Here is an 11,970-nt window from a genome sequence, read left to right as displayed (position 1 = left end):
TAACAGCTTTTATAAATAGCCTTAAAAGTTATTATTTTTGATTTTCATCAACATATTCTTTAGCATTTATTACTTCATGATCATTAGGAATACTAACCATTGATGTTGATTTAAGTTTTTCTTTATTAGCCCATGCAGCAGTGTCATGCTTTTCTATAGGTGTAGCCATGAATTTTTCTTTAGATTTATTTTTGCTCATATAATCACTCCTCATAAATAGTATTATCAGTATTAAGTAAAATATAAATAAAAGTTTATATTTTGCTAGCGTTAGCTTTTAATTGTGCATAAGTGAACTAAAAAATTATGAATATTAATAATTTATATTTATTAATGGAGTGAACTGTATGTTTTTGAATATGATTCTCATATATTCAATTTCTAAACTGATGGTAGATAGTTTTCTCTAAAAGGTTTTTATAATAAGTAGTTTTTGTATTTGATTCAGGAAATAATGATTTATAGGTCTGAATTGTTATAAAAGGGGTCAGGGATAAGCCATAGATTGCTAAGATTTGGCGTAAACTAATATAACTAACCTCAAAGATTATTTTTAATGGATTAAATAACAAAACTGAATTTAAGAGAACAAAACCTAAGGAAAAAGCTATACACAGATATTTATTAGAAAATAAACCAATTTTAAATATGGATTCTTTAGAACGACTATTAAAGCCATGAATTAATCTTGCAAGGCATAAAGTTGAGAAAGCCATAGTACTTGCAAGTTTTTTATCACCTGTATTTAAACCAATATGAAAAGCTGTCATTGAACATATAGAGATTAATAAACCTTCAAATAAGATATTTATTCCAAAGGTTTTATTTAATATTGGAGTGCTTACATCTCTTGGAGGTTCTCTCATTACCTCTTTTTTGTTAGGTTCAAGTCCTAAAGCTATAGCAGGAAGGCTATCAGTAAGTAGATTAATAAATAAAAGATGAACAGGAGCAAAGGGTACAGGAAGAGAGGTTAAGGAAGCATATAAAACTGATAGAATACCTGCTATATTACCAGATAACAAAAATTTAATAGAATTTTTTATATTGCTATAGATATTTCTACCATTAGATATAGCTTTTACAATAGTAGAAAAATTATCATCTGTTAGTATCATTGAAGCCGCATCTTTGGCAACTTCTGTCCCTGTGATTCCCATAGCTATGCCTATATCAGCTTGTTTTAGTGCGGGGGCATCATTAACTCCATCTCCAGTCATAGCAACTATATTTCCTTTTTCTTGCCATGCTCTTACTATTCTTATTTTATGCTCTGGAGAAACTCTAGCATAAACAGAAATATTTTCAACTTTTTGTTTTAATTCTTTATCACTCATCTTGTCAATTTCATGGCCTTCAATGGCTCTAGAATCTTGTTTTAATATACCAATTTGTTTAGCTATAGCAGAAGCAGTGATTTTGTGATCTCCAGTTATCATGATTGGCTTAATGCCTGCACTTATACAATCAGCTATAGCTTTAGCAGATTCTTCTCTTGGTGGATCCATCATAGCAATAAGACCTACAAATATTAAGTTATTTTCATCATCTATAGTAATAGATTTGTTTGTATTAATCTCTTTATAGGCAAAGGCAAGGACTCTTAATCCGTTTTTAGAGAATTTTTCATTTGTTTTTTCAATATTTTCTATGTCTTTAGGGGTAATGGGCTTTATACCATCACAGGAATTTATCATTACGGTTTTACTGAGTAATACATCTAAAGCGCCCTTAGTTACCATTAGAGTTTTTTCAGAGATGTTATGAACGGTGCTCATAAGTTTTCTTTCAGAATCGAAAGTTATCTCATCAAGCCTTGGATAATTCTTTCTTATAGTTAATTCATCTAAATTATAAATATCACCTAAATTTACAAGAGCTACTTCTGTAGGATCTCCAATTTCTTTATTTTCTATAGTTATAGCATCATTACAGAGTAAGCTCATTAAGATTAATTTTTTTTCTATAGGTTTTTCAGGATTTAATTCATTATAATCTAAAATTTTATTGTCAATATATATTTTTTTTACAGTCATTTTATTTTGTGTTAAAGTTCCTGTTTTATCTGAACATATTATTGAGATGTTTCCTAAGCTTTCTATAGTTTGAAGTTTTCGGACTATAGCATTTTCTTTAGCGATTTTTTGAGTACCTAGAGACAGTACAATTGTTACAATAGAGCTTAAAGCTTCAGGAATAGCTGCTACTGCAAGAGCTACTGCGAATATAAAAGAATCTACGAATGCGTACCCCCTATGCATATTTAATCCAAATACAATAACACATATAATCAGTATAGCAGCAGCTAATTTTTTACTAAAATTATCTAAGTTAACTTGTAATGGGGTTCTCTTTTCTTTTGTGTTTTCTAAAAGTTCAGCTACTTTCCCAAGCTCTGTGTCCATACCAACTGAAGTAACTAATATAGAAGCTCTGCCATAAGTTACTAAACTACCTGAAAAAGCCATATTTTTTTTATCGCTTATTGTTACATTATCTTTTTTTATGATATCATCTGTTTTTAAAACACTTTCTGATTCACCAGTTAATGAACTTTCATTAACTTGAAGACTATAATTTTCAATTATTCTACCGTCAGCAGATACGTAATCACCAGTATCTAGATATAAAATATCTCCTACAACTACTTCTTTTGAAGAAATTTCAATTTTTTCACCATTTCTTAGCACTTTAGCTGTTGGAGCAGACAAAGCTTTTAAGCTATTTAAAGACTGTTCTGCTTTAATATGTTGCATAGTGCCTAAAATAGCGTTTAATAAAACAACTGAAAATATGACAATAGGGCTTTCAGAATTTCCTAAAAACATAGATATACTTGCTGCAAATAATAATATTATTACTAACAAATCTTTAAATTGTTCTAAGAAAACCTGTAAGGTTGTTTTCTTTGCTGTTTCTTGAAGTTGATTTAAGCCGTATTTTTCTCTTTGTTTTTGAACTTCTTTATTGTTTAAGCCTTTAGAAGTTACGTTTAATATACTCATTAATTCTTGTTTTGATTTTTGGTGAAAATCTTTCATAAATACTACTCCTTTGAAAATTTTTAAATATAAATATATAAAAAAACAAGACTTTCAATATAATTCTAGAAAATTCAAGAATCATATTAAAAGTCTTGTAACCAATAATATTGGCATATAATACCAGGCAACTTTCGTTAGCCGTAATGTTGATATTATATTTATTACTACTCCCTTTTAATATATGGAAAAAATATTTAATTTTGAAACTAAGTTTATATTATAATTATATTTTACTTAGAGTAAAATATTCACTAAAATTTAAAATTTTTAGGAGGTAAATTTATATATTTCAGGAAATTTCATAATTCTATGTAATTTGTTTAAAGCATATATTGACTCTTACCTTATGTAATAGTGTATATTAATATGAAAAAGAAAACGAAAAAATTAAAAAGATAAAATAGATAAGCAAAATTTAACATAATCAATAATTAAAAAAAATATTGACTATAAAAAAATGAAGTGATAATATAAAAACATTAGCTGGCTAAATAAATGGAGGGATATAAATGAACTTTTGTGAACATGATTCACTATATCATACTTTTATACAAGTAATAAGGCTTCATTATCATCGTACTCATATGCTTCTTGAAAAAATAGGAATTTATCCAGGACAACCACCAATGCTAATGGCATTATATCATAATGATGGACAAAGCCAGAGGGAGTTAGCGGATAAGCTTAAGATAAAACCTTCTACCATTACAGTTATGCTTAGAAGAATGGAGAAAGCAGAACTTGTGGGAAGAAGATTAGATACTGAAGATCAACGTGTTTCAAGGGTATATCTTACACAACAAGGTAAAGAAATTTGTGAGAAAGTAAAAGAAATTATAAAAATTATAGATTCAGAATGTTTTAATGGTTTTACAATAGAAGAGAAAGTTTTACTTCGTAGATTATTTATACAAATGAAAGATAATCTTTCAAAAGAAGAAGAAAATAAATTAGACGGCTAACTTATTTTAAATATTTTGTATTGAATTTACAATATGTGAGATTAGAAATTGATAATTTCAAATAAATGGAGATGATTGCTTATGATAAAATTATTTAGATTTTTAAAACCATATACATCGTATATAGTTGCAGTTTTTATACTTGTTTTTTTTCAATCAATTTCTGAATTGTATTTACCAACATTGATGTCGGATATTGTTAACAAAGGCATAGTTAATGGTGATACTAATTATATTTTAAAAATTGGAGGATTGATGCTTCTTGTTGCTGCAGGTGGAACTATATGTATAGTATTGGCTAATTTCCTATCTTCAAAAGCTGCAACAGGACTTGGAAAAATTCTACGTAATAAGGTTTTTTCAAAAGTTGAGAGTTTTTCACTACAAGAGTTTGATAAGATAGGTACAGCCTCTCTTATTACAAGAACTACAAATGATATTACTCAAGTTCAACAAGTGCTTATGATAATGCTTCGTATGATGGTTAGTGCTCCTATGATGTGTATTGGTGGTATTATTATGGCAGTATCAAAGGATGCGGGATTATCTCTCGTTCTTGTTGCTGTTATTCCAGTACTTGTTTTGGCTATATTTATAATAGCTAGAACAGGAATACCTCTTTTTAAAGCAATGCAAGTAAAAATTGACAAACTAAATCTTGTTGTTCGTGAGGAATTAGTTGGTATTAGAGTAATACGTGCATTTAACCGTATTGATCATGAGAAAAAGCGTTTTGATGAAGCTAACAATGATCTTACTGATACAGCTATTAAAGTAAATAAGATATTAGCAACACTAATGCCAGTTATGATGGTAGTACTTAACTTCACATCAATTGCTATCATTTGGTTCGGAGGTATTCGTATAGATAATGGAAAGATGCAAGTTGGAGATTTGATGGCATTTATTCAATATGCAATGCAGATCATGTTTTCATTAATAATGGTTTCAATGATGTTTGTTATGATACCTCGTGCCTCAGCTTCAGCAGTAAGAATTAATGAGGTTTTGGATATTGAACCAGAAATTAAAGATGCTGAAAATCTTAAGAATTCTAATAGCAAAAGAGGATATGTTGAATTTAAGAATGTAACTTTTAGTTATCCAGGGGCAGAACAACCAGCTATAAATAATATTAGTTTTATGGCAAAACCAGGAGAGACAACAGCCATTATTGGAGGAACGGGTTCAGGAAAGTCTACAATGATAAGTCTTATTCCTAGATTTTATGATATTGATAGTGGGAGTATTCTAATTGATGATATGGATGTACGAGAAATGAGTCAGGAAAGTCTTAGAAATAAAATTGGATTTGTTCCTCAGAAGTCAGTTATTTTTACCGGTTCAATAAGGGAAAATATTAAATATGGTAAAGATAATGCTAGCGATGAAGATGTTAAATGTGCAGCTGAAACAGCTCAAGCTATGGAGTTTATATCAAATATGAAAGATGGGTTTAACTCTATTATAGCGCAAGGCGGAACTAATGTTTCTGGGGGACAAAAGCAGAGACTTTCTATTGCACGTGCTTTAGTTAGAAGGCCTGAGATATATATATTTGATGATAGTTTCTCAGCTCTTGATTTTAAGACAGATGCTAAACTTAGGTCTGCTTTAAGAAAGGAGACCACAGATTCTACTGTGATTATTGTCGCCCAAAGAGTTAGTACTGTTATGGATGCTGATAGAATTATAGTTTTAGATGAAGGTGAAGTTGTAGGAATGGGGAAACATAAGGAACTTTTAAATGATTGTAGTATATATCGTGAAATTGTAGCTTCGCAACTTTCAGAGGAGGAGATAGCATGAGTGATCAGAAAAAGGGAGCTAGGTCAGGTGGACACATGGGACCACATATGGGGATGCCTGTAGAAAAAGCAAAAGATTTTAAAGGGACACTTAAAAGACTTCTCAAATATTTAAAACCACGAAGAGGTCAACTTATTGTAGTATTTTTTATGGCTATTTTGAGTACAGTTTTTAGCATTGTAAGTCCTAAAATTATGGGAAGAGCTACAACTAAATTATTTGAAGGACTTATGGCTAAATTTATGGCAGCAAAGATGCACAAGCCTATTCCTAGTGTTGATTTTGAATATATAAAACACATACTTTTGATTTTAATAGTTCTTTATGCAATTAGTGCATTTTTTAGCTATATTCAACAATTCATTATGGCTGGAGTTGCACAGAAAACAGTTTTAGAAATGCGTAAAGATATAAATGATAAACTTCAGCGTTTACCACTTAAATTTTTTGATTCACGTACTCATGGTGAAATTTTAAGTCGTGTTACAAATGATGTTGATAATATTGCCACTACATTACAACAAAGTTTAACACAACTTATTACATCTGTGGTGACTATTGTAGGGGTTATAATTATGATGTTTACAATAAGCCCACTTATGACTCTTATTGCTTTTGTAACTTTGCCACTTTGTGCTATTGTGACAAAAAAAATAGCGTCTACTTCACAAAAATATTTTTCAGGCCAGCAAAAGGAACTAGGCAATTTAAATGGGCATGTGGAAGAGATGTATACAGGACATAAGATAGTGAAAGCTTTTGGTCGTGAGGGGGACTCTATTGATAAATTCAATGAGATTAATGAAAGACTTTACGAAGAAGGATGGAAAGCTCAGTTTGTTTCTGGGATTATAATGCCTCTACTAACTTTTATAAATAATATAGGATATGTACTTATATGTGTAGTTGGAGGAATTATGGTAACTAAAAAGAAAATTGAGATTGGTGACATACAAGCATTTATTCAATATTCTAAGCAGTTTACTCAACCAATAGTTCAAACAGCAAATATAGCTAATATTCTTCAATCTACTGTTGCATCAGCTGAACGCGTTTTTGAACTTCTTGATGAAATTGAGGAAATTGAGGATAGTGTTGATTCAAAAATTTTAGAATCACCAAAAGGTGAAGTTAAATTTGAGCACGTTAGATTTGGATATAATGAAGAAATAACTCTTATTGAAGATATGAATATAGATGTAAAACAAGGGCAGACGATTGCTATTGTAGGGCCAACTGGAGCAGGTAAAACAACTTTAGTAAATTTATTAATGCGTTTCTATGAAATAAATGAAGGTAGAATTACTATTGATGGTATTGATATTAGAAACTTACAGCGAGGTAATTTACGAAGCAATTTTGGTATGGTACTACAAGATACATGGCTTTTTAATGGTAGCATAAGAGATAATATAGGATATGGGCGTGAAGGAGCTACAGAAGAAGAGATTATTAATGCAGCGAAAGCGGCTCATGCTGACCATTTTATTAGGACTCTTCCAGAGGGATACGATACAGTACTAAATGAGGAGGCTTCTAATATTTCACAAGGACAAAAACAACTTTTGACTATTGCCAGGGCAATACTTGCTAATCCATCTATATTAATTCTTGATGAGGCTACAAGTAGCGTTGATACAAGAACAGAAATTTATATACAAAAAGCTATGGCAGAGTTAATGAAAGGAAGAACAAGTTTTGTTATTGCACATAGGCTATCAACAATTCGTGATGCAGATTTAATACTTGTTATGAATAATGGTAGTGTTATTGAAAAAGGCAATCATGAAGAACTTTTAGAGCAAAAAGGATTTTATGCTGATCTTTATAATAGTCAGTTTACTAGTGGGAGTTTAGAAAAAGAGGCTGTTTAAGATTACATTAATATTTTAAATGAATGAGCTACTAGTATCCACGAGTCACTAGTAGCTTTTATAAAAATATAAGGTATGTTTAGTAGAAATATTTATAGACTAGAACTTTACTTAATACTATCACTATATAGGTAATATATAAGTACATTAATGAATAAGTAATCATATTATATAAGGATTGATTAATTTGGAGGTAAGCTTAATGAAAAATTACCAATTAAATCATACTTATATATTAGATTTTAAAGTAGGAGATGTAAATGGTGATGGAATAATAGATAGAGTATATCTTATAGGGAATAAGGAAAGTGAAGAGGCTATATTTGAAAAAAATATAGCTTTGGTTATTGAAGATGGATTAACAAGCCGTAGATTATATGTACCTCTTGAAACTAATGCTGGGTATGGAGCAAGATTGTTCTTAGCTGATTTTACTCAAGACAAAGTTAAAGATATAAAGATAAGTATAGATTCAGGAGGAAGTGGGGGGCTTGCATATTACTATATATATTCTTTAAAAAACAATATTCTAAGGTTGATATTTGATTATGAAGATTTTAATCAAGAATATCAATATGAGGTTATATATCGCAATAATTATAAGGTGGATGTTATAAACAAAAAAATGAAGGAGATTTATACTATTGATATAAGTTATAGAGATCCAGAGTATCTTTCTGATATATATAATCCAGATGGTACATTAAAAGAGCCTTTGATGGGATGGGTAAATCCATTAGGTGGACTTTGGCCTGTAGTTACAGATAGAAATTCAAGAAGAAATACTTATGATTTACTAGCAATACAAAGAATTGCAGGAAGATATAATGCTGATGCGTTAGGTAATGTACAGACACTTTTAACTTGGGACGGTACTAAATTTAAGCCTGAATATGCTGAAGTTGCTTTGTTTGGAAGAGAATATAAGATATAAACTTTATATTTATTATTAAATAGGGAATAATAGTGGCTATAGGTATTACTCATAGACATACTAGTCTATGAGTGTTTTGTTTTTATATAATAAGAGTTGACTAAGAGGATTGCATACACATATATTATTTATAAGTTATAAAATCGATATAAAGATACATAAAGATACTTAGTAAAAAGATGATTTTACGGTTTATCTACTGCTACTGCACATTATTGTTAATAAAATTCAGTTAAGTGGTACTTCTGTACTGTATAATGGTTTTTAAGTTTTATATGAAGTAAAAACTCCATATAAAACTTAGAATACTCTTTATTTTTCCCTGAATATTTAATAAAATAATATAGTTAGATATGATATACTGTAATCACAATAATATTATAATTAGCATATAAAAAATATGGAGATGATTTTTATGAAATTGTGTTCTATTTGTAATAAAAATATAGCAACTATATTCATTTCAAAAATTATAGATGGAAAACCTAAAATGCAAGGTTTATGTATAGACTGCGCTAGAAAGATGGGAATTCCGGTTATAGATCAGTTGATGCAACAAACTGGTATGTCAAAAGAAGAAGTTGAAAATCTTACGGATCAAATGAAGGGAATGCTTCAAGATATAGATATTGAAGAATTAAGCAATAATGAGTTGTTTTCTAACTTATCTGAAGGATTATTTCCATTCATGAAAAACGATGATGGGATTGTAGAACAAGGAGAAGAAGAAATTCAAGAAGAAGCTACAAGTGAGGATGAGTTTACATTAGAGAATAAAGAATTTAATGATAATAATGAAGAAAAATTTTCAGGGACAAGAGAGCAATCTAAAACTAAATCAAAGAATAAGCATTTTAGAAATAAAAAGAAATATTTAGATAAATATGGAATAAATTTAACGGATAAAGCAAAGAACAAAGAAGTTGATAGGATTATAGGAAGAGATAAGGAAATTGATAGAGTTATTCAAATACTTAACAGAAGAACGAAAAACAATCCGATATTGATTGGAGAGCCAGGGGTAGGTAAGACAGCTATTGCAGAGGGATTAGCCGTGAAAATTGCAGATAAGGAAGTGCCACATAAGCTTCTAAATGCTGAAATATACCTCCTTGATCTAACAGCGATTGTGGCAGGAACACAATTTAGAGGACAATTTGAAGGTAGAATGAAATCAATTATAAAAGAAGCTAAAGAGAGTGAAAATGTCATTCTTATAATTGATGAAGTTCATAATATTATGGGAGCGGGAGAAGTTCAAGGCGGAGCAATGAACGCTGCTAATATTTTAAAACCGGCTCTTGCAAAAGGAGAAATACAGCTAATAGGTGCAACTACTCTTGAAGAGTATAGAAAACATATTGAGAAGGATTCTGCTTTAGAGAGAAGATTTCAACCGGTATTAGTTGATGAGCCTACTGTAGAGGATACGATAGAAATTTTAAAAGGAATAAAAGGTTATTATGAAGATTATCATAAAGTAATAATATCTGACAAAGTAATAGAGGCAGCAGCAAATTTATCTCAAAGATATATTACTGATAGATTTTTACCAGATAAAGCAATTGATGTGATTGATGAAGCAGGTTCAAGGGCAAATTTAAAGAACAAGAATCTTACTAAATTAGAAAGTCTAAAACAAGAGTTATCAAATCTTCAAGATGATAAAAGAAGAGCTGCTGAAAATGATGATTATGAAAAAGCTGCAGAATATAAAATGAGAGAATGTAAGCTTGTGGAAGAAATAAAAGAAATTGAAGAAAAAAATGGTAAATCAGAGATTACAGTTGAAGATATAGCTTATGTTATAGAAGCTTGGACTAAAATACCAGTACAGAAAATTACAGAAGAAGAAGCTAAGAAGCTATTAAGTTTAGAAAAAAGTCTTCATAAAAGAGTCATTGGACAGAATGAAGCTATAGTGAGTTTATCAAAAACTATTAGAAGAAATCGTTCAGGATTTAGAAAAAAGAAAAAGCCAGCTTCGTTTATATTTGTTGGACCTACGGGTGTTGGAAAAACAGAATTAGTAAAGGCATTAGCTGTAGAGCTTTTTGGCAATGAAGATGCTATGATTAGAATAGATATGTCAGAATATATGGAAAAACATACAGTGTCTAAGCTCATAGGAGCTCCTCCAGGATATATAGGATATGATCAAGGGGGGCAATTAACTGAGAAAATTAGAAGAAGACCTTATTCAGTAATACTTTTAGATGAGATTGAAAAAGCTCATCCTGATGTATTTAATATGCTTCTTCAAATTCTTGAAGACGGAAGACTTACAGATAGTCAAGGAAGAACAGTTTTCTTTGAAAACACAGTAATTATCATGACTTCTAATGCAGGAACTAACTTTAAGTCCAATGGAATAGGATTTAATAATGCTGGATATGCTGCATTAGAAAACAGTGCTAAGGAAGCATTAAAGGAAACTTTCAGACCAGAGTTTTTAAACAGAGTAGACGAGGTGATAGTATTTAATCAACTTAATACAGAAGAACTTCGCAGTATAGTAGATTTGATGCTTAAAGAAGTTATAGATGAAGTATTAGAAAAAAATATGACTATAGAGGTTTCTCAGGAAGTAAAAGATTTTATATTAGAAAAAGGATATGACGAAAAATATGGTGCAAGACCTTTAAGAAGAACAATTCAAAGGTATATTGAAGATGAAATTGCAGAAATATATCTTGAAAACAAGCTTAAAGAGGGATCTCATATAAAGGTAGAATTAAGAGATGGAAAAGTAGTGGTTGAAAGTTAAAAGTTTTTGTTTTTATAGACTAAAAATTTTAAATTAATAATAAAGCAATATTTTCTTTGTTTTATGAGAAAATATTTAATTTAAGTGTTAAAAAAGCCAGTGAATTTTGAATAGAACTAAAGTTAGTAGGGTTATATAGGGAACTAGTTATTCTAGCTACTAAATTATGGGCAGTTCATTATTTACTGGTGTTTTTGTATGTAAAAAATATATTATGTTATTAATAATAATTTTTCAATTTCATATTGATATTAGATTCTATGGAAGAGAAGAATGGTATTTATAACTAACAATTATATGATAAAAATAGTATAATTATATATAAGATTGTATATAAGTGGAGGAAGGTGAACCCTTGAAAATTTTATTATATATAATAATAGGAGTAGTGTTATTCATTATATTTGCTGTTATTTTTGAAAAGCCTATGGATGATTCAGGGGATGAATTTAATGCTAATATATTTCCTTTTGAGATAAAAGATCCAAAGGATTGGTATAAATCAAAGAAGGACAATACAAAAGAAGATGATAAAGGTAAATAAGTATAAAAGGTGGACAATGTAAATACTAGGCTCAAA

Annotated in this window: 8 protein-coding genes; 6 read left to right on the top strand and 2 right to left on the bottom strand. The window is 29.7% G+C overall.

What is annotated here, in order from left to right; translation table 11 throughout:
- Window positions 1–31 precede the first annotated feature (31 nt).
- A complete protein-coding gene (locus tag OW729_RS05620) occupies window positions 32–199 on the bottom strand; it encodes a DUF3787 domain-containing protein (RefSeq protein ID WP_268060497.1) in 168 nt (55 codons plus the stop codon).
- A gap of 175 nt (window positions 200–374) precedes the next feature.
- The gene (locus OW729_RS05615; protein WP_268060496.1) at window positions 375–3,041 is read right to left on the bottom strand and encodes a cation-translocating P-type ATPase; all 2,667 of its coding nucleotides are present in this window, start codon (window positions 3,039–3,041) and stop codon (window positions 375–377) included.
- A gap of 512 nt (window positions 3,042–3,553) precedes the next feature.
- Here OW729_RS05615 and OW729_RS05610 point away from each other — a divergent pair.
- The 6 genes from OW729_RS05610 (at window position 3,554) to OW729_RS05585 (ending at window position 11,934) form a co-directional block, all read left to right on the top strand.
- Window positions 3,554–4,006 carry a MarR family winged helix-turn-helix transcriptional regulator gene (locus OW729_RS05610; protein ID WP_268060495.1) on the top strand — a complete coding sequence of 151 codons (453 nt, stop codon included), beginning with the start codon at window positions 3,554–3,556 and terminating at the stop codon, window positions 4,004–4,006.
- An 81-nt stretch (window positions 4,007–4,087) separates the two neighbouring features.
- Window positions 4,088–5,815 (top strand): ABC transporter ATP-binding protein, encoded by a 1,728-nt coding sequence (locus tag OW729_RS05605; RefSeq protein WP_268060494.1) that lies wholly within the window; start codon window positions 4,088–4,090, stop codon window positions 5,813–5,815.
- Window positions 5,812–7,689, top strand: coding sequence for an ABC transporter ATP-binding protein (locus tag OW729_RS05600; protein ID WP_268060493.1), 1,878 nt, complete (start codon window positions 5,812–5,814; stop codon window positions 7,687–7,689). The genes OW729_RS05605 and OW729_RS05600 overlap by 4 nt, the downstream gene beginning before the upstream one ends.
- Before the next feature lie 202 nt (window positions 7,690–7,891).
- Window positions 7,892–8,623, top strand: coding sequence for a VCBS repeat-containing protein (locus OW729_RS05595; RefSeq protein ID WP_268060492.1), 732 nt, complete (start codon window positions 7,892–7,894; stop codon window positions 8,621–8,623).
- Window positions 8,624–9,038: 415 nt separating this feature from the next.
- Window positions 9,039–11,390 (top strand): ATP-dependent Clp protease ATP-binding subunit, encoded by a 2,352-nt coding sequence (locus tag OW729_RS05590; RefSeq protein ID WP_268060491.1) that lies wholly within the window; start codon window positions 9,039–9,041, stop codon window positions 11,388–11,390.
- Window positions 11,391–11,745: 355 nt separating this feature from the next.
- On the top strand, window positions 11,746–11,934 hold the full coding sequence (locus tag OW729_RS05585) for a hypothetical protein (protein WP_268060490.1): 189 nt from the start codon (window positions 11,746–11,748) through the stop codon (window positions 11,932–11,934).
- Window positions 11,935–11,970: the final 36 nt, after the last annotated feature.

The organism is Clostridium brassicae (genome assembly GCF_026738875.1).
Lineage (GTDB): Bacteria > Bacillota > Clostridia > Clostridiales > Clostridiaceae > Clostridium_H > Clostridium_H brassicae.
This window is presented reverse-complemented; position numbering and strand designations above follow the sequence as displayed.

Bases quoted from the DNA above. Each gene is read 5' to 3' on its own strand.
- OW729_RS05620 (WP_268060497.1), bottom strand. From the start codon at position 199: ATGAGCAAAAATAAATCTAAAGAAAAATTCATGGCTACACCTATAGAA.
- OW729_RS05615 (WP_268060496.1), bottom strand. From the start codon at position 3,041: ATGAAAGATTTTCACCAAAAATCAAAACAAGAATTAATGAGTATATTA.
- OW729_RS05610 (WP_268060495.1), top strand. From the start codon at position 3,554: ATGAACTTTTGTGAACATGATTCACTATATCATACTTTTATACAAGTA.
- OW729_RS05605 (WP_268060494.1), top strand. From the start codon at position 4,088: ATGATAAAATTATTTAGATTTTTAAAACCATATACATCGTATATAGTT.
- OW729_RS05600 (WP_268060493.1), top strand. From the start codon at position 5,812: ATGAGTGATCAGAAAAAGGGAGCTAGGTCAGGTGGACACATGGGACCA.
- OW729_RS05595 (WP_268060492.1), top strand. From the start codon at position 7,892: ATGAAAAATTACCAATTAAATCATACTTATATATTAGATTTTAAAGTA.
- OW729_RS05590 (WP_268060491.1), top strand. From the start codon at position 9,039: ATGAAATTGTGTTCTATTTGTAATAAAAATATAGCAACTATATTCATT.